Here is a 19,672-nt window from a genome sequence, read left to right on the forward strand (position 1 = left end):
ATGGAAGAATTGTTGTTTCTTGCGCATCGCATTCCCTACCCGCCCAACAAGGGCGACAAGATTCGCTCCTACCACCTGTTGAAGCACCTGACCCAGCGCTACCGTATTCACCTTGGGTGCTTTGTCGATGACCCCGAAGACTGGCAATACACCAGCCATTTGCAGGCAATCTGCGACGAGACTTTTTTTGCACCGCTCAAACCGCGCCGTGCCAAATTGAAAAGCCTGGCCGGGCTGGTCAGAGGTACGCCGCTGACGCTGCCCTACTATGCCCATGCAGGGTTGCAGCGCTGGGTAACGCAAACGCTTGCTGCGCGCAGAGTCTCCAAAGTCCTGATTTTTTCATCGGCGATGGGACAATTCGTGCCGCAGGATCGCGCGTTGCATAGTGTGGTGGATTTTGTCGATGTGGACTCCGACAAGTGGACACAATACGCCCAGGCCAAGCGCTGGCCGCTGTCCTGGCTGTACCGGCGCGAAGGCCGCACCCTGCTGGCATGGGAGCGTGATCTGGCGGCGCGAGCGGATGCAGCGTTGTTTGTATCAGAAGCCGAAGCGCGTCATTTTGCCCAACTCGCTCCGGAATCGGCGGCGCATATCGACTGGTTCAATAACGGCGTGGATTTCGAATATTTCTCGCCGGATGGCGCCTATCCCAATCCTTATCCGGCAGACAGCCTGCCCCTGGTATTTACCGGCGCCATGGACTACTGGCCGAATGTGGATGCGGTGGTATGGTTTGCGCGCGAGATATTCCCCGTCATCCGTGCACGGTATGCTGCGGCACGATTCGTCATCGTCGGCGGGCGCCCAGGGCAGGTGGTACGGGATTTGGCGCAGCTGCCCAGCGTGACGGTGACAGGTCGCGTCGAGGATGTGCGGCCCTGGTTGCGTCACGCCCGGTTGGCGGTGGCGCCATTGCGTATCGCCCGGGGGGTACAGAACAAGGTGCTGGAAGCCATGGCGATGGCGCTGCCGGTAGTCTCCAGTGCGCAGGCGCTGGAGGGCATCCAGGCTGCACCGGGCTGGGATTTGCTGGTGGCCGACAGCGCAGCCGAATTTGCCGAGCAGGTCATGACGCTATTGGGTGGCGCGCATCCTGATATGGGCGCGGCAGCGCGCGCCGCCATGCTGGGACATTATGCCTGGCCGGATAATCTGCGCAGGGTGGACGCCCTGCTGGAGCGCCATAATCCTTCACCGATTCAACAACCCACTGCCGCCAAGGTGGTATCAATCAGGGAACACCGCACATGAGCGCCACCTTGCAACCCGCTGCCGTCGAACCGTCCATGGTGCGTGGCTGGCCTGCCGCCGCCGCGCTGGCCATTGCCACTGTCGTTGCCTTACTGCTGATTTTTTATTCCACCAGCGCGTCCACGGTGGCGATCTGGGAACGTTCGGAAACCTACACCCATGGCTTCCTGATTTTCCCCATCAGCGCCTGGCTGATCTGGCGCCGCCGCAGCGAACTGGCGCGTCTCGCATACCGGCCGGACTGGCGCGGTCTGGTGCTGCTGTTGCTGCTTTCGGCGGGCTGGCTGTTCGCGCACAGCGGTGGCGTACTGGTGGGCGAGCAACTGATGCTGGTGGCGATGCTGCCGGCGGCAGTGTGGACCCTGCTCGGCACCCGCGTGGTGCGTGCCATGGCGTTTCCGCTCGGCTTCCTGCTGCTCGCGGTACCCATGGGCGAGGCGCTGATTCCGCACATGATGACGTTTACCGCCAATTTCACCGTTAAGGCGCTGCAGTTGACCGGCATGCCGGTTTATCAGGAAGGGACTTTCTTCACCATCCCGAGTGGTGAGTGGTCGGTGGTGGAGGGCTGCAGCGGCCTGCGCTATCTGATCGCCTCGTTCACGCTGGGCTGCCTGTACGCTTATCTCACATATCGCAGCAATACCCGGCGCATTCTGTTTGCACTGGCCTCTATCGTGGTGCCGGTGATCGCCAACGGCCTGCGCGCCTACATGATCGTGATGATCGCCGTGCTGTCCGACATGAAGCTGGCGCTGGGCTTCGACCACCTGATCTACGGCTGGGTGTTTTTCGGTGTGGTGATGCTGCTGCTGTTCTGGATCGGTGGCTTCTGGCGCGAGGATGAAAAATCGATTGTGCCGTCGGCGCAGGTATTGGCACACGATGCACCCGCCGCACCGCTCAGCCGGGTGGCGCTGGCGGCGCTGCTGAGTATCGGCGTCGCACTCAGCGGCTATGCCTACGCAGCCTGGCTGGATGGACACACGGTGCTGCCGAATGGCCTGCAGATTGCGCCGCCCGTGCCAGCCAACGGCTGGACGCTGGAAGCCGCACCGTTTACCGACTGGCATCCGCACTATGTCGGGCCGGATGCCCAGCGCGCCGTGTATTACCGCAAGGGTACCCAGCAGGTGATGCTGTATCTGGCCTATTACAGTACCCAGCGCCAGGGTGCCGAGCAGATTACCAGCCAGAATTACATGATCAGGCAGAAAGATCCTGAGTGGTCGAACCTGGGCGAGACGACGATCGCGCCGGGTGCAGGCACGCAGCCCGCCGCGGTAATCCAGGCCAGGCTGCGTTCGACGCCGCAACGTTTGCTGGTATGGCGCTGGAACCAGCTGGATGGGCGCGACACCACCAATGACTATCTCGCCAAGTGGTTGCTGGCCAGCGCAAGGGTCGTTGGAGCACGCGACGACGGCGCAGCCATTGTGATTGCCACGCCTTATGCCGGCGATGTGGAACAGGCGCAACCGGTGCTGCGTGAATTCATGCGCGATATGCAGCCGTCCATCGCTGCCAGCCTCAGGCAAGTCGCACAACCTTGAGCGCTGCAAAGGTTCCGCTGATCGTCCATGTCGTGCATCATTTCGCGGTGGGGGGAATGGAGAATGGCATGGTGAATATTCTGAACGGATTGCCGGCTCCCAAATATCGCCATGCGGTCGTGTGCCTGACTGACTACACGGACTTTGCCAGGCGCATTGTGGCTCAGCCCGTGCCGTTTCATGCGTTGCACAAAAAACCGGGACGGGATATTTCAATCTACCCGAAATTATGGCGCAAGTTGCGCGAGCTGCAGCCGGACCTGGTGCACACGCGCAACCTGTCGGCGCTGGAAGGGCAGTTCGTCGCCGCCGCCGCCGGGGTGCGGCGGCGTATTCATGGCGAACACGGGCGCGACGTGTTCGACCTGCATGGCAGCAACCGCAAATACAACCTGTTGCGGCGTGCGGCACGCCCGCTGGTGGGGCATTACATCACTGTAAGCCGCGACCTGCAGACGTGGCTGCAAGCCACGGTGGGCGTGCCGGCCAGCCGCATTACCCAGGTCTACAGCGGCGTGGACAGCACGCGCTTTCATCCGCGCGCAGGGCAGCGCAGCGGCTTGCCGGCAGGCTTTGCTCCGGATGATGCAGTGGTGTTCGGTAGCGTCGGGCGCATGGCCGAAGTAAAGGATTATCCGACGCTGGTGCGTGCTTTTTTGCGCTTACTGGAATTACACCCGCAAGCACGGCAACGGGCGCGCCTGGTGATTGTGGGCGAGGGGGTTGCGCGCATCCCGTGCCTGGAACTGTTGCGCGCTGCGGGAGCTGAAGCACTGGCCTGGCTGCCGGGCGAACGCGCTGACATCCCTGAGCTGATGCGTGCCATGGACGTATTCGTGTTGCCGTCGCTGGGGGAAGGTATTTCCAACACCATTCTGGAGGCACAAGCCAGCGGTCTGCCGGTGATCGCCACGGCCGTCGGGGGCAACGTGGAACTGGTGCAGACCGGCAGCAATGGCGTATTGGTTAATGTGGGCGATGTGGAGACGATGGCACGCGCCTTGCTGAGCTATTTTGATGACCCGGCACGGGCAGGCCGTCAGGGACAGGCTGCGCGCCAGCAAATTGAGCGTCAATTCAGCCTGGAGTCGATGACGCAGGCTTACGAACAGGTGTATGACCAAGTGTTGCGTACCTGACAATAATGACGAACCGTCACGCAATGACGGCTAAACGAGGACAGTTTTACCATGTGCGGAATCGCCGGAATTTTTGACTTGACGGGTGTGCGTCCGATCGACCGGGCACTGCTGTCGCACATCAACGATATCCAGTCGCATCGCGGGCCGGACGAGGCGGGGTTGCACATCGAGCCGGGCGTCGGGCTGGGCCACCGGCGCCTGTCCATCATTGATATCGCCAGCGGCCAGCAGCCGCTGTTCAATGAGGACGGCAGCGTGGTGGTGGTGTTCAACGGCGAGATTTACAACTTCGTCGACCTGATCCCGCAGTTGCAAAGCCTCGGCCACACCTTCCGTACCCGCTCTGATACCGAGGTCATCGTGCACGCCTGGGAAGAATGGGGCGAAGCCTGTGTCGAGCATTTTCGCGGCATGTTTGCCTTTGCGTTATGGGATCGCAATCGCCAGACTTTTTTCCTGGCGCGCGACCGCATGGGGGTGAAGCCGCTCTACTATGCACTGCTCGACAACGGCTGCTTCGTGTTCGGTTCGGAACTGAAAACGCTCACCGCCCACCCCGATTTCAAGCGCGAATTTGATGCCTTGGCGATCGAAGACTACTTCGGCTACGGCTATGTGCCCGAGCCGCGCACCATTTACCGGCAGGCGCTGAAGCTGTCGCCCGGCCATACGCTCACCTTGCAGCGTGGCAAAAGCTTGCCCGAGCCGCGCCAGTTCTGGGACATCCCGTTTACCCCGCTGCCACCCATGCGTGAAGACGACGCTGCCGAAGAAACCGTGGCGCGCCTGCGCGAAGCCGTGAAAATCCGTATGGTGGCGGAAGTGCCGCTGGGCGCTTTCCTGTCCGGTGGTGTGGATTCCTCCGCCATCGTGGCGATGATGGCGGATCTGTCCGATGCGCCGGTCAACACCTGCTCGATTTCCTTCGGCGATCCCAAATACAACGAAGCCGAATACGCCCAGCAGGTGGCCACGCGTTATCAGACTGCGCACCGCGTGGGTCAGGTCGAGGCCGATGATTTTTCGCTGATCGACGAGCTGGCGCATCTCTACGACGAACCGTATGCGGACAGCTCCGCCATGCCCACTTACCGGGTATGCGAACTGGCACGCAAGAACGTCACCGTGGCGCTGTCCGGCGACGGCGGCGACGAGAATTTCGCCGGTTACCGGCGCTACCGCTGGCACGGCTACGAAGAGAAAATGCGCGCACTGTTGCCGCTGGGCATGCGCCGTCCGCTGTTCGGCCTGCTCGGCCGCATCTACCCCAAAGCCGACTGGGCGCCGAAAGTATTACGTGCCAAGACCACCTTCGAGGCGATGGCGCGCGATAGCGTGGAAGGCTATTTTCACGGCGTGTCGGTGTGCAGCAATGCGCTGCGCGCGCAACTGTTTTCGGACGATCTCAAGCGCCAGCTGCAAGGCTATTCGGCGGTGGAAGTGCTGCGCCGCCACGACGCCAGCAACCCCGGCCGCGACGCGGTGTCGCGGGTGCAGTACCTGGACATGAAAACCTACCTGCCCGGCGACATCCTCACCAAGGTGGACCGCGCCAGCATGGCGCACGCGCTGGAAGTGCGCGTGCCGCTGCTCGATCACCAGCTGGTGGAATGGGTGTCGGGCCTGCCGGTGGGCATGAAGCTCAAGGGAAGCGAGGGCAAGCACATTTTCAAATATGCTCTGCAACCATACCTGCCGCACGATATTCTGTATCGCAAGAAAATGGGTTTTTCGATTCCGCTGTCCGAGTGGTTTCGCGGACCTCTGTTACAGCGTTTACGCAGCGCCGTATTGTCGCCGCGCCTGCTCGACACCGGCCTGTTCAATGCAGCGTTTCTCAGGGAAATGGTTGATCAGCACGCCAGCGGACGACGCGATTACGGGGCGGCATTGTGGTCGGTGCTGATGTTCGAGGCTTTTTTGCGCAACCAGGAAAACCTCGGTACAGGTCACGTGGAAATGGCTCAGGCGGCAGCGCGATGAAAATCCTGCACATCCTCGACCATTCCATTCCGCTGCACTCGGGCTACACTTTTCGTACCGCCGCGATCCTGCGCGAGCAGCGTAAGCGCGGCTGGGACACAGAACACCTCACCAGTCCCAAGCAGATCAACTGCAAGATGGCCGAGGAGGTGGTGGACGGGCTGCATTTCTACCGTACGCCGCCCGTCACCGGCTTGCGGGCACGGCTGCCGTTTTTCAATATGATCGCGCTGATGAATGCGACGGAGCGGCGCCTGCGCGAAGTAGTGGAACGCGAGAAACCTGATGTTCTGCATGCCCATTCACCGGCGCTCAACGCGTTGCCCGCGATTCGCGTCGGACGCGCACTGAATATTCCGGTGGTGTACGAAATTCGCGCCTTCTGGGAAGACGCGGCAGTGGATCACGGCACCAGTGCCGAGTGGGGGCCGCGCTACCGGCTGAGCCGCTCGCTGGAAACCTGGGCGGTGCAGCATGCCGATGCGGTGACGACCATTTGCGAGGGGCTGCGCAGCGACCTCGCGGCGCGCAAGGGGGTGGCAGCAGAAAAAATCACCGTCATTCCGAATGCGGTGGATATCGAGAAATTCACCGCGAGCGGCGTGGCGGATGCCGCACTCAAGGCGCAGCTCGGTCTGCAAGGCAAACAGGTATTGGGTTTTCTCGGCTCGTTCTACGCCTACGAAGGCCTGAACCTGCTGCTTGACGCGCTGCCGCTGATGCTGCAAAGCAATCCCGATGTGCGGGTGCTGCTGGTGGGTGGCGGGCCGCAGGAAGATGCGCTCAAGGCGCAGGCCGCGCACTTGGGTGTGGCGGACAAGGTGGTGTTCTGCGGACGCGTGCCGCATGATCAGGTGCAGCGTTATTATGACCTCGTCGACGTGCTGGTCTATCCGCGTCTGTCCATGCGGCTGACTGAACTGGTCACGCCATTGAAGCCGCTGGAAGCGATGGCGCAAGGGCGGGTACTGGTGGCGTCCGACGTGGGAGGGCATAAGGAACTGATCCGCGACGGCGAAACCGGCGTGCTGTTCCGCGCCGGCGACGCGACCGATCTGGCTGCAAAAGTGCTCGGCTTGCTCAATGCGCCGGCGCGCTGGCCGCAACTCGCCGCCAATGGCCGCCGTTTTGTCGAAACCGAGCGCAACTGGGCAGTCAGCGTGGCGCGCTATGAAGCCGTCTACGACTACGCCAAACGTCAGACCTTGTTGCCATGAAGCAGGGAGAAACATTGAGCCACAGAGGACGCCGAGATCACGGAGAAAACATTCGCGTGCGAATTACGGGGGGAGGATACGTACTTGCATTATTGAGCCATTTTTGCGAGTTGGGTGACAAGTTATTCATCCCTGCGGCCCTCATTTTCTCTGTGCTGTTCTCTGTGCGCTCTGTGTCCTCCGTGGCTAAAGAATTAAGGTATTGTGCATGAAACCCCGCCTGGTGGTGTTCTCCACGCTGTTCCCGCATGCAGGCGCGCCCAATGCCGGTCCGTTCATCCGCGAGCGCATGTTCCGCGTGGGTGAGGTGTTGCCGCTCACCGTGGTGTCGCCGCAGCCGTGGTTTCCTGGACAATCGCTGCTGCGGCGCTGGAAGCCGCATTTTCGCCCGTCCGCGCTTCGCCACGAAAGCCAGCACGGCATCGAAGTGTTGCACCCGCGTTTCTTTTCGGTGCCGGGCGCATTCAAACAACTGGATGGCCTGTTCATGGCGTTGGGAAGTTATTTCATCCTGAAGAAATTGCGTCGCGCCGGCAAGCTCGACATCCTGGACGCCCACTTTGCCTACCCCGACGGCTATGCCGCCACGCTGCTGGGCAAATGGCTGGGCGTGCCGGTGACCATCACGCTGCGCGGCACCGAAGTACCCCATTCCAGAAATGCAAAGCTGCGCCCGCTGCTGGTGCGCGCGCTGGCACGTGCGACGCGGGTATTTGCAGTGTCCGATTCGCTACGCCGCCATGCCATTGATCTGGGTATCCCTGGAGACAAAATCCGCGTGGTGGGCAACGGTGTGGATAACGATAAATTTCATCCGGTCGCCCGTAGCGAAGCGCGTGCTCAATTGGGCATAGCCGCTGATGCACCGGTGTTGATTTCGGTAGGCGGGCTGGTCGAGCGCAAGGGTTTTCATCGTGTCATCGCATGTCTGCCGGAATTGAAACTGCGCTTCCCCGGACTGGTTTACCTCATCGTCGGCGGTGCCGGTGCCGAGGGCAACGTGCGCGCCGAGCTCGAGCAGCAGGTAGCGGCGCTGGGTCTGCAGGATACGGTGCGCTTTCTCGGCATCATCCCCGCCGCATCGCTGAAATGGCCGCTGTCGGCCGCCGACGTGTTCGTGCTGTCGACGCGCAACGAAGGCTGGGCCAATGTGTTTCTGGAAGCGATGGCGTGCGGTCTGCCGGTGATTTCGACGGACGTCGGTGGTAATGCCGAAGTGGTGTGCCGCGACGAGCTGGGCATGATCGTGCCGTTCGGAGACCATACTGCCTTGAGCACTGCCCTCATGGCAGCGCTGGGAAAAGACTGGGATCGTCCAGCCATCCTTGCCTACGCGCGCGACAACGACTGGCAAAAGCGCGTGGCCGTGCTGGTGGAGGAATTCAACACGATTCATGCGCTTGCGTTGTCTACACGAACATCCGCACAGCGAGTGAGTCTTGGTAATGGAGGACATCTTGGCTAGAGGCCTGTCCGGCAGCGCTTCGATTCGCAACGGAAACGCCGTAGTATGGCGGGTCGGACAGGCACGTCAGTACACGGTCCTGAATAAACTGCTGCATGCATCATTTTTACGCGCTGTTTCCAGCGTTGTCTGAACGGAACGCGCATCCCATGTACACAGCCATTGCCGCCAATATCCTGTTCCCGCTGCACGAGCGCCTCAAACACCACACAACCGTCACGGTGCACCGTGGCATGGAACAGACTCAGTGGTGGGACACAGAACGTCTGCAAGTCTTGCAGCTGGAACGTCTGTGCGCCTTGCTCACGCATGCTCAGGCGCAGGTGCCGTACTACCGCGAGCTGTTTGCGCGCATCGGTTTCGAGCCAGCGGCCCTGGCTTCGCTGAACGATTTGGCGCGCTTGCCATTCCTGACCAAGGTTGAGATACGCAGCCATCTGAACGAGCTCAAGGCGGATAACGCCACCGGTCTGGCGCGCTTCAATACCGGCGGCTCCAGCGGCGAGCCGCTGATTTTTTTCATTGGTCGCGAACGTGTCAGCCACGATGTCGCGGCCAAGTGGCGTGCCACGCGCTGGTGGGGGGTGGATATCGGCGACCCGGAGATCGTGGTATGGGGCTCGCCGATCGAACTCGGCGCACAGGACAAAGTGAAGCAACTGCGCGACAAGCTGCTGCGTACGAAATTGCTGCCTGCGTTTGAAATGTCCGCGCAAAAGCTTGATGGTTTCATCGGTGAGATTCGCGCCATGCGTCCGAAAATGCTGTTCGGCTACCCGTCTGCATTGGCGCACATCGCGCATCACGCTGACGAACGCGGCATTGCCATGAATCATCTGGGTATCAAGGTCGCCTTCGTCACCTCGGAAGCGCTGTACGATCATCAGCGTGAGCAGATTGAAAGAACTTTCGGTTGCCCGGTGGCGAACGGCTACGGCGGTCGCGACGCCGGTTTTATCGCGCATCAGTGCCCGGCGGGTGGCATGCACCTGACCGCCGAAGATGTCATCGTGGAAATCGTTGATCCCGCGGGGAATGTGCTGCCGCACGGTGAGTCGGGCGAGATCGTGGTGACGCATCTGGCTACCGGCGATTTCCCGTTTATCCGCTATCGCACCGGCGATGTCGGCGTGCTCGATGACCAGCCCTGCCCCTGCGGGCGCGGCCTGCCGTTGCTGAAAGCCATCGAAGGGCGCAGCACCGATTTCGTGGTGGCGCAGGACGGCACGGTAATGCACGGTCTGGCGCTGGTGTATGTGATCCGCGATCTGCCCGGCGTGCGCCAGTTCAAGATCGTGCAGGAAAATCTGCAGCTGACGCGCGTCCTGCTGGCTACCAACAGTCAGTTTGATGAAGCAAATATCGGCAAAATCCTGTCGGGTATCCAGCAACGTCTGGGACCGGATGTACAGGTGGAGATAGAACGGATGGATGAAGTGCCCAAGGAAAAATCCGGTAAATACCGTTATGTGGTGAGCCATGTGGTGCCGTCATCTGGCATCAGTAGTGACAGGAGAAGCACAACATGAGCTTGAGAGATTTGTTCGTTTTTGCAGTGGTGTTTGGCTCCCTTCCTTTAATATTGAGAAAGCCTTATGTCGGAATTTATATGTGGTCCTGGCTGGGCTACATGAACCCGCATCGTCTGGCATGGGGCCTGGCCTACGATTTTCCATTTGCCTTTGTGGTTGCTATCGTGACCTTGATGGGGCTTGTTTTTTCACGTGAGCCCAAGCGTATTCCGTGGACGCGGGAGAATGTTGTTTTGCTGATAATGATCGGCTGGATGTTGGTCACTACCATTTTCTCGCTGTATCCGCAGTTAGCTTGGCTGCAGCTGGAGAAGGTGGCGAAAATTCAGTTGATGGTTTTTCTGACCATGATGCTCATCAACACGCGCGAGAAGCTTGAAACACTGGTGTTGATCATTGCCCTGTCGCTGGGTTTCTATGGAGTCAAGGGCGGCATTTTTACGATTGTTCACGGCGGCGTTTACCGGGTTCAAGGGCCGCTGGGCACTTTTATTGGGGGCAACAATGAAATCGCGCTGGCGCTGATCATGACTATACCGTTGATCTGGTACCTGCACCTGAATGCGCAGAAAGCCTGGTTGCGCCACGGTTACACTGCCGCAATGTTTCTGTGCGCACTCGCTGTCATTGGCAGCCAGTCGCGTGGTGCTCTTGTAGGAGGATTGGCAATGGGCGCTTTTCTCTGGCTGAAAACCCGCAACAAATTATTTACCGGCCTGATCATGGTACTGGCAGTGTCGGCGATTTTGGCAATCATGCCTCCAGCATGGTTTGCACGCATGTCTACCATTGATAATTATCAAACTGATCAGTCTGCGGAAGGACGTATTAATGCGTGGTGGACCGCGTATAACCTGGCGAAGGACAGGCCGTTGGTGGGTGGCGGGTTCGATACTTTCCAGCCGGCTGTGTTCAGGGTATATGCTCCCGATCCAACCAATGTACACGATGTGCACAGCATCTATTTCGAAATGCTGGGTGAACACGGTTATGTCGGTTTTGGCTTGTTCATGTTGCTGGCATGGCTGACCTGGCGCAAGGGCGCGCGGATTATCCGCGAATGCAGCAAAGACCCGGATCGAAAATGGGCAGCCGATTTGGCGCGCATGCTGCAGGTCAGCATGATCGGCTTCGCTTCTGCGGGCGCATTTCTGGGGTTGGCGAACTTCGACCTGTATTACCACCTGATCGCGATCATGGTGATGACAGGAGTGGTGGCGCTCAAGCAGGCTGTGCCCGCAGGTACGGTGTTGGTGAACCAGCCACTGCGTAAACCACAGCCTTTTGTGAGGCGTAGTCGCAGTTAACTATTTTAGTTTTCGGTCGGCCAATCAGGGTTTGTGATCGCGGTGTGCCAGCCACTGTTCCAGCATCACCACCACCCAGATCATTACCCCGTAGTAGGTGGCGTGGCCACTCGCATGCTGGTGCCGCAATTCAGTCAGATAAGCGGGCTGAAGGATATGGCGGTGCTCGAATGCGGTGAGACTATCCTGCACCAGGTCACGCAATGGGGCGTGTGTGCTTGCCCACACCCCGAACGGCAGGCCGAAGCCGTGTTTGGATTTGTTGATGATTTCATTGGGGAGCAGGTCGCGCACCGCTTCCTTGAAGAAATGCCGCAGGCGGGTGCCTTTGACCTTGAGATGCACGGGGACCTCCCCGGAAAAATCAAGCAGGGCATCGTCGAGCAGGGGGTAGCGTATTTCCACCCCGGCCGCCTCGGTCATGCGCCCGACCTTGCGCAGGTCGTTGTCGGCCAGCGTGAACTTGAGGTCGAGGTGCATCATGCGGTTGATAAAATGCTGCGAATCGCTGCGCTGGTAGACTTCGCGCAACAGTTCGCCGGGCTGGTCGGGCTGGATTTTGGCGAGGAAATCGGCGTTGAAAATCTCGGCCAGCGGCGTGCGGTGCAGGAAATTATACGACTCCATGCGATCCGGCAGCGGCACCCTGGCCTGGTGAATATAACTCTGCAGCTTGCGTCCCGGTGGCAGCGCCGCCAGGCCGGGAAAGTGCGCCAGCGGCTCGATGACGTCGGCGCGCAGCCAGGGCGGGATAAGGCCATAAGCCTCGAAGATTTTTTGTTTGGCGTAGCGCGCGTTGCCGCCGAAAATTTCGTCGCCGCCGTCGCCGCCCAGCATGATGCGGATGCCGTCGTCATGTGCGAGTTTGGCGCAGAAATAAGTGGGCACGGCAGATTCGTTGGCGAACGGTTCGTCGTAAGCGGCGGTGATAATTGGAATGGCGGTGACGATATCGGCGGGCTTGAGGTAATACTCATGCGCGTGTGCAGCAAAAGTTCTGGCGGCCAGACGCGCGTACTCCATTTCGTCGAAGCCGTCGGCCTCGAAGCCGATGGAGTAGGTGCTGACGGGTGTATTGCTGAGCTGAGCGAGCGTACCGGTGACAGTGCTGCTATCCAGTCCGCCGGAGAGAAATGCGCCCAGGTGGTCACCCTGCGCAGCGCGTGCCACCGAGTCGCGCAGAATGGGACGAAAGCGTGCGGCCAACTCGGCTTGCGATGCGCGGTTGTGGTCATCGTAATGCAGGTGCCAGTAAAATCCGGTGCTGAGTCGACCGTTGCGCCACTCCACAAACTGGGCGGGAAGCAGCTTCTTCACCCCCTGAAAAATCGAAGTGGGGGCAGGGACAAGATGAAAATACAGAAAATCAAAAATGGCCTGTTTATCGAGCGTGCTGCTCACCTCGGGATGGGCAGTGAGCGCGTCGGCACGCGCGGCAAACGCGAGGCCGCCGGAAACTTCCGCGTAGCACAAGGGCTGCGCCCCGGCGCGATCCACGGCCAGCAGCAGCGTGTTGCTGGCCGGTTCGCATACCGCCAGGGCAAAGCTGCCATGGATCTGCGCCAGCCCGTCTCGGCCGCCCTGGCGCCAGGCGGTCAGTACCCCAGCCGCCGGGTTGTGGCGGGTGATGGCGCTGGCAATGGCAGCGTCGTCGCAGCGGATGCGGCCGCGCAGCACGGCGATCACGCCGCCCGCTTCGTACAGACTGATGTCATTGAAAGGCGAACTCGCCGCCAGCGCCGCACCATCGCGCAGGGTGCTCTCCAGTCGCGCAGAAGGAGGGGCAAGTGCGGCGCACATTGTGTCGAGGATACCTTGACCGCGCACCCGATCCAGTTTGTTGTCCAGCCAGCCGCAGATTCCGGCCATACTCACTCCTTGTGTGTTTGGTTTTGTAGCCGGGATGGTAACCTAAGCGCAGGCATTTTTGATGAACTCAAAAAAACCAATGATAGCCACAGAGCGCACAGAGAGCATAGAGGCGAGGCGGGTTCAGCATAATATTTTGATCCATCGGACAAAAGATATCTGAGTGATTTGGAATTTTCTCTGAGCCCTCTGTGGCTAACCAATTTTTCTATGGGATGAAGCATAAACGTGAGTGAATTCTGGCTGAAGGTTGAAAAAACCCTGAAATACCATGGCAACCGCGCTCTGCGTGCGGCGCGCGCAGGCTGGTGGAATGTGACGCGCACGCCAGCACAGCGGCCGGTCATCATCGTCGGTTGCAGCCGTGCCGGCACCACGCTGGTGTACAAGACCTTTTCCGAGTCGCAAGCGCTGGGTTCGCTCAATCGCGAAACGCATGATTTCTGGGTGGACATGCATCCGCTCTCCAACAAGCACTGGGATACCCATGGCCTGGATGCCGCGGACGCCAGCACTGCCGACCGCGATTATGTATCGCGCTATTTCTACAGCTGGACCGGACAATCCCGCTTTGTCGACAAGAACAACCAGAACGGCCTGTGCGTACCTTACCTGCACGCGCTGTTCCCTGATGCCCACTTCGTGTTCATCAAGCGCAGCCCCGGCGACAACCTCAATTCGCTGATCGAGGGCTGGGGCAAGCCGGGAGAATTCGCCACCTGGTCTCAGCAGCTGCCGGAAAGAGTCGCGGTGGAAAACGGACGCTATACGAAATGGTGCTTTTTCCTCGCCGATGGCTGGCGCGATTACGTCAACGCGCCGGTAGAAGAGGTGTGCGCATTCCAGTACAACGCTATTAACCAGGCCATTCTTGACGCGAAAGCGGCCATCCCCGCCGGACAATGGAGCGAGGTGCTGTACGAAGACTTGGTGCGCGATCCGGTAGGCGGTTTCAAGCGCCTGTTCGACGAGGCAGGGTTGCCTTTCGATGAGGCCATGCGGACGCATTGTGCAAACGTGCTGGATACGCCGTACAACGCCTTTTCCGAAATCCGCCTGGACAAATGGAAGGATGGGCGCAACCGTGAGCGTGTCGAACGCGTGCTGCCCAAAGTGGCTGGCGTGGCGCAGGCGATGGGGTACACGCTCTGAACATGGCGGCCCTGCTTTGGCTGCTGCCGCTGGCCTGGGCGCTGGTGCTGGTGTTATACGCCAGCCCGCTGCTTGCCCTGTGGCATGAGCCGGCATGGCGCCACCCGGTACTGGTGATCGAAAGCGACGACTGGGGCGCGGGAGATTTATCCCAGGCGGCGGCGCTGGATGCGCTGCGTGCGCTGCTCAAGCATCACTGCGATCATACCGGCCGGCACCCGGTGATGACGCTGGGCATCGTGCTGGCCATCGCCGACACCGAAGCAATACGCGCCACTGCGGGCCATGAGTATCTGCGCATCACGCTCGATGATGCGCGTCAGGCGCCGGTGCTGGCCGCGTTGCGTGCGGGCATCGCCGACTGTGTATTCGCCCCGCAGTTGCACGGCATGGAGCATTACTGGCCTCCCGCCGTCATGGCCGCCGCCCAGACCGACAGACGCGTGGCAGTATGGCTGGCAGGAAATTCACTGCCGCGTACCGAAGACCTGCCGTCGCCGCTGCAAAGCCGCTGGACCGCGGCGGCCGTGCTGCCCTCGCTGCCGCTCTCCATCCCGGAAATCAACGAGGCTGCTGCGGACGAAACAGGCATGTTCCAGCGCATTTTCGGCAACGCGGCGCAGGTGGCCGTACCGACTACTTTTGTGTGGAACGACGCGGTCGAACGCGCCTGGGCAGCGCATGGCGTGCGTTGCATCGTCACCCCCGGCACGCGTCATGAATACCGCAATGCCCAAGGCCGTCCGGCGGGCGATGGGCGCTACATACTGAACGGCGAGCGTGGCCAGAATGGCGTGCTCTACGTGGTGCGCGACCAGTATTTCGAGCCCGCTCTTGGTCACCGCGCTGAACAAGGACTGGCGGCGCTGGCGCGGCAAACAGCGTGCGCCCGACCGACACTGCTGGAAACCCACCGCTTCAATTTTATGGGTGAACCAGCGGACGCGGCATTCCATGAACTGGAACGATTGCTGAGCGAGGCATGCATTGCTTATCCCGCGCTGCGCTTCCTGTCCACGCAGGAAATTGCCGAGGCGATGGCACATCAGGATATGCAGCTGATTGAAACTCGCCTGCCTCAGCGTCTGCGCGCCTGGCTGGCACGTACCCGGACGCTGCCACATTTCACAAAATTGGCACGTCTTACCGGACTGGTGTTGCCATTATGGCTGCTGGGAAAATGGGCAGCATGAGCGGCCCGAAATTTTCCGTCATCATCCCTGCCTGCAATGCAGCCGCGACGCTGGCGCGCGCACTGGATTCGGTACTGGCGCAGACCTGGCCGGCGCATGAAATCATCGTGGTGGACGATGGATCGACCGATACTACCGCCGCCGTGGCGGCTGGCTACGGGGAAAAAATCCGCTATCTGCGCCAGGAAAATGCAGGCGTATCCGCCGCGCGCAACCACGGTGCACAGGTGGCGAGCGGTGACTGGCTGGCCTTTCTCGACGCCGACGACTGGTACTATCCCAACCGCCTGAAATGGCACGCGGAATGGATTGCACGCGACCCGACGCTGGATTTTCTCAGCGGCGATTACGAATATCGCGACCTCTCCGGAAAATTGCTGAGCCGTTCGATGCCGGGCAAGGCATCCGGCCGGTCCATGCTGGACAAAGCTGCGGGCAGCCGCGAAGTGGTGATGGAAGGCGCAGAATTCGAAGCCTTTGTAGCCGACCATTTCGGCGATACGCACACGCTAAGCCTGCCGCGCGCCACGTTTCTGGCATTGGGCGGCTATCCGTTGGGCTTCAGGGTGTGTGAAGACGTACACCTGCTCACCCGTCTGGTCGCACGCAGCCACCGGGCTGGGGTGATCTGCGAGCCGATGGCGGTGTACCTCATTCACAATGCCAGCGCCACCCGTGCCGACCCGGTGCGCGCCCAGTTCGAGAATGTGCGTACGTTGATCGCATTGGGTGAACAGGCCGCCAGTTTGCCTGCTGTGGTACGCCGCGGGTATGTCACCCGGTTACGGCAGGCGCGGCTCAACCTCGCTTACGCGCTGGTAAAATCAGGCCGCCGGATGGAAGCCGTACGCGCCTTGATGCCTTCGCTGATCGAATCCCCGGGTATTGCCAGCGTGCGCAATCTGTTGTCTATCCTTAGAGGCTAAAGATGCCGCGTTATCTGGTACTCACCGAATTATTCCTGCCCACCAAGGGCGGTACCGCCGTGTGGTTTGCCGAGGTATACCGGCGCCTGTCGGGCAAGGAAACCCATATTGTGACTGCCGATGTACCCGGTGCCGCCGAGGTGGATGCCAGCCATCCCAACAGCGTGCACCGCATCAATATGCGCCGCGTGGCCTGGCTGCGACCGGAATCACTGGGTATGTATTTCAATCTTTTTTTCAAATCGCTGGGTCTGGCGCTCACCCACCGATTCGATGCGATCCACGCCGGACGCGCTTTGCCGGAAGGATTCACCGCCTGGCTGGTAGCGCGGCTGACATTCCATCCGGTGGTGATCTACGCGCACGGAGAAGAACTCACCACCTGGGGGCGCGGCGGCAAATACAAGGCCATGTGCTTCGCCCTGTGCCACGCCGACCGGGTGATTGCCAACAGCGAATTCACCCGCGATGAGTTGATCAAAATGGACGTCAGCCCGGCGCGCATCACGCTGATTTACCCAGGTGTCGATGTGGCGCGTTTCCGCCCCGGTCTGGCGTGCGACGATTTGCGCGAGTCGGTCGGAGTGGGCGCAGCGGGCAAGTTGATCCTGTCGGTCGGCCGCCTGTCGCGGCGCAAGGGTTTCGACCAGGTGATCAAATCTCTGCCTGAGCTGGTCCAGGCAGGTCTGGATGTGCAGTACACCCTGATCGGTATCGGCGAGGATCAGGATTATTTGCTCGATCTGGCGAGTGAACATGGCGTCGCAGATCGCGTACACTTGCTGGGGCACGTCAGCGCCGATGATCTGCCGCGTTGGTACAATGCCTGTGACGTATTCGCCATGCCCAATCGCGAAATCAACGGCGACACTGAGGGCTTCGGCATGGTATTCATTGAGGCGGCGGCATGCGGCAGAACTGTCGTGGCAGGTACGGCGGGCGGCACGGGTGCAGCGGTGGTTGACGGTGAGACCGGCCTGCGTGTGGTTGGCAATGAACTCGCAGTGACGTCGGCACTACATCGACTTTTGGATGATCCGTCGCTGGCACGGCGGATGGGTGAGGCGGGATTGGTCCGGGCACACGCTGAATTCGCCTGGGAACGCGTGGCTGACAAGACGCGGCGATTGCAACAGCAGGGATCACAAAAATGAAAAATCATGTTTTATAATTTGAAAGATAGATTGCGGCGCAGCTATTTTTCCCGTCGCGTGCAAGGAGTACTACACACCGCCCCCGTTGAGCTGGGCGATGCTATGGCGCCTGCCGTGCTGTCGCAACTGCAGCATAAGGATGTTTTAATGTACCTTGCTGCAGTGAAATCCTTTGCCAGGCGGGTGCCGCCCAGCATTGTGCATGTGGTGGATGACGGCAGTCTCACGCCAGAGGATCGCGTGTTGCTGTCACAGCATGTGCCTGACATACGCTTCCATGCCTTGGTAGATTGTCGTGAGCCGGGTTTACCGACCGGGGGTACCTGGGAGCGACTCACCGCCATCGCACGCCTATCGCAGACGCACTATGTGATTCAGCTTGATGCAGACACGCTGACGCGGGGACCGATTGATGAAGTGAAAAATATCGTACAGGCTAATTGTGCTTTTGCCATTGGCACCAGGAATGGCCAGGAAATTGAAATCGCACGAGAATTGGCCGGTTGGACGCGTGCAAGTGCCGGTGCTGCAAATCATGTACAGGTCCAAGCCGAGATCCATTTTGATCGTTTGCGCGAAGCGCCTACACTGAAATACACGCGTGGCTGCTCAGGTTTCGCCGGTTTTCCGGCAGGACCGGGGAAAATTGAGCTGATGCGGAGCGTGTCGGCTCAGATGCAGGAGTTCATCGGCGACAAATGGAATGAGTGGGGTAGCGAGCAAGTGATGTCGAATTTAGTGGTGGCGAACCAGTCAGATTCCGTGGTATTGCCACATCCGGATTACACTGACTGCGAGAAATTGCAACCAGAGACAACGCGTTTTGTGCATTTCATTGGTACTTGCCGTTTTCGAAATGGGCGTTATGCTGACATGATCAATCGCTTGGTGCAGGATGCGAAAATATAGCAGTTAACGCCTGGGGCATAATTAATGGCGCTATTGTTGCGGATATGGAATTTGGCCAGAACGTGCCACGAAAGAAGTATTTAGAGCAGGTAGTAAATTATTGCTGCGAATTTTTTCCAAAAGAATCGGCTCTGAATCGCATATCCAGGGATCATTCAGAGTTATCCGGTAACCGAAGCGAGGATTATTACATGTCACGCAGTTTATTAATTTTGATTGTCCTGTTGTTTCATGCGCCTGCGTTTGCATTGCAGAGTTTTGGCGTTACCAAGGATGAATTGGCATTGATGCCGCCCTACTGTACTGCAATGTATGGCGCCAGCGTTGGCCTTCCTGAAATAAAAAGTACCATACCCGAGGGGTGCCCCTCCATCCATCACTACTGCGACGGTCTCAAGTCGATGATACGTGCTGACAAGTTCAACAAGGAGAGCGGGTATTGGTTGACTCAAGGCATACAGTCTTTCAACTCTGTGGTTCAAGGAGGATGGTGGAAAAACTGCCCTCTTCAAGCCGAGGCTTATGTGAACCTTGGCAATGCGTACTTGCGCCAAAGCACGCAGCGAAATACTTCATCATCCAAGGCCGCGGCAAGTTTTATGAAAGCCCTGGAGGTGCAGCCCGATTATCTGCCAGCTTATTACGCGTTGAGTGATTACTATGTCCGTCTGGGTGATAAGAAAAAGGCTTTAAATACTGCCGAGGAAGGGCTGCGTTATGCGCCTGATTCAGCCGGGCTGCTTCGACGTTTTAAAGCGCTGGGTGGCACCAAGCTTCCGACGCCACATCAAGTAGCAGACAAATCGCCAGAACAACAAGCGTTGCCAGTAAAACCACCGCAGGATGGATCAGATGAAAACGCCGCCTCTTCTCCTGAGGAGAAGCCAGCGCAAACTCCGGAACCGAAAATAGGCTCACCCACTAATCCCTGGTGCCGATTCTGTCCTTAACCGGCAATTTTCTGGTTATGATTTTTAACAAGGTTTACATTGTTCTATCTAGATAGAGGTGCA

15 protein-coding genes are annotated in these 19,672 nt (G+C 59.5%); 14 read left to right on the forward strand and 1 reads right to left on the reverse strand.

The window, feature by feature from the left end; genetic code table 11:
• The 8 genes from ACFDAU_RS01725 to ACFDAU_RS01760 all read left to right on the forward strand — a co-directional run bounded on the left by ACFDAU_RS01725 (window position 1) and on the right by ACFDAU_RS01760 (window position 11,456).
• Entirely contained in the window at window positions 1-1,257 is a 1,257-nt protein-coding gene (locus ACFDAU_RS01725; protein ID WP_413438355.1) for a TIGR03087 family PEP-CTERM/XrtA system glycosyltransferase, read from the forward strand.
• Entirely contained in the window at window positions 1,254-2,810 is a 1,557-nt protein-coding gene (gene xrtA / locus ACFDAU_RS01730) for an exosortase A (protein WP_413438356.1), read from the forward strand. Before ACFDAU_RS01725 ends, xrtA begins: the two co-directional genes overlap by 4 nt.
• Entirely contained in the window at window positions 2,807-3,949 is a 1,143-nt protein-coding gene (locus ACFDAU_RS01735) for a TIGR03088 family PEP-CTERM/XrtA system glycosyltransferase (protein WP_413438357.1), read from the forward strand. Before xrtA ends, ACFDAU_RS01735 begins: the two co-directional genes overlap by 4 nt.
• A gap of 51 nt (window positions 3,950-4,000) precedes the next feature.
• Window positions 4,001-5,935 (forward strand): XrtA/PEP-CTERM system amidotransferase, encoded by a 1,935-nt coding sequence (locus tag ACFDAU_RS01740; protein ID WP_413438358.1) that lies wholly within the window; start codon window positions 4,001-4,003, stop codon window positions 5,933-5,935.
• The gene (locus tag ACFDAU_RS01745) at window positions 5,932-7,152 is read left to right on the forward strand and encodes a TIGR04063 family PEP-CTERM/XrtA system glycosyltransferase (protein WP_413438359.1); all 1,221 of its coding nucleotides are present in this window, start codon (window positions 5,932-5,934) and stop codon (window positions 7,150-7,152) included. The genes ACFDAU_RS01740 and ACFDAU_RS01745 overlap by 4 nt, the downstream gene beginning before the upstream one ends.
• 208 nt (window positions 7,153-7,360) lie before the next feature.
• A complete protein-coding gene (locus ACFDAU_RS01750; RefSeq protein ID WP_413438360.1) occupies window positions 7,361-8,617 on the forward strand; it encodes a glycosyltransferase in 1,257 nt (418 codons plus the stop codon).
• A 149-nt stretch (window positions 8,618-8,766) separates the two neighbouring features.
• A complete protein-coding gene (locus ACFDAU_RS01755) occupies window positions 8,767-10,146 on the forward strand; it encodes a phenylacetate--CoA ligase family protein (RefSeq protein WP_413438361.1) in 1,380 nt (459 codons plus the stop codon).
• Window positions 10,143-11,456 carry a putative O-glycosylation ligase, exosortase A system-associated gene (locus tag ACFDAU_RS01760; protein ID WP_413438362.1) on the forward strand — a complete coding sequence of 438 codons (1,314 nt, stop codon included), beginning with the start codon at window positions 10,143-10,145 and terminating at the stop codon, window positions 11,454-11,456. The genes ACFDAU_RS01755 and ACFDAU_RS01760 overlap by 4 nt, the downstream gene beginning before the upstream one ends.
• 24 nt (window positions 11,457-11,480) lie before the next feature.
• On the opposite strand, the gene ACFDAU_RS01765 is transcribed toward ACFDAU_RS01760, so the two are convergent.
• Window positions 11,481-13,325, reverse strand: coding sequence for an asparagine synthetase B family protein (locus tag ACFDAU_RS01765; RefSeq protein ID WP_413438363.1), 1,845 nt, complete (start codon window positions 13,323-13,325; stop codon window positions 11,481-11,483).
• A 228-nt stretch (window positions 13,326-13,553) separates the two neighbouring features.
• On the opposite strand from ACFDAU_RS01765, the gene ACFDAU_RS01770 reads away from it, so the two are divergent.
• From ACFDAU_RS01770 to ACFDAU_RS01795, 6 genes are all read left to right on the forward strand, one after another.
• The gene (locus tag ACFDAU_RS01770) at window positions 13,554-14,477 is read left to right on the forward strand and encodes a sulfotransferase family protein (protein ID WP_413438364.1); all 924 of its coding nucleotides are present in this window, start codon (window positions 13,554-13,556) and stop codon (window positions 14,475-14,477) included.
• 2 nt (window positions 14,478-14,479) lie between these two features.
• Window positions 14,480-15,670, forward strand: a complete 1,191-nt coding sequence (locus tag ACFDAU_RS01775) for a hypothetical protein (protein ID WP_413438365.1) — start codon at window positions 14,480-14,482, stop codon at window positions 15,668-15,670.
• Complete coding sequence (locus ACFDAU_RS01780) at window positions 15,667-16,596, forward strand: glycosyltransferase family 2 protein (protein ID WP_413438366.1); 930 nt, start codon at window positions 15,667-15,669, stop codon at window positions 16,594-16,596. Before ACFDAU_RS01775 ends, ACFDAU_RS01780 begins: the two co-directional genes overlap by 4 nt.
• Before the next feature lie 2 nt (window positions 16,597-16,598).
• The gene (locus ACFDAU_RS01785) at window positions 16,599-17,750 is read left to right on the forward strand and encodes a glycosyltransferase family 4 protein (protein ID WP_413438367.1); all 1,152 of its coding nucleotides are present in this window, start codon (window positions 16,599-16,601) and stop codon (window positions 17,748-17,750) included.
• A gap of 6 nt (window positions 17,751-17,756) precedes the next feature.
• On the forward strand, window positions 17,757-18,659 hold the full coding sequence (locus tag ACFDAU_RS01790; RefSeq protein WP_413438368.1) for a hypothetical protein: 903 nt from the start codon (window positions 17,757-17,759) through the stop codon (window positions 18,657-18,659).
• 191 nt (window positions 18,660-18,850) lie between these two features.
• Window positions 18,851-19,609 (forward strand): tetratricopeptide repeat protein, encoded by a 759-nt coding sequence (locus ACFDAU_RS01795; RefSeq protein ID WP_413438369.1) that lies wholly within the window; start codon window positions 18,851-18,853, stop codon window positions 19,607-19,609.
• The last annotated feature ends 63 nt before the right edge of the window (window positions 19,610-19,672 follow it).

Origin of the sequence: Sulfuriferula sp. GW1 (assembly GCF_047300855.1) — a bacterium.
Lineage (GTDB): Bacteria > Pseudomonadota > Gammaproteobacteria > Burkholderiales > Sulfuriferulaceae > Sulfuriferula.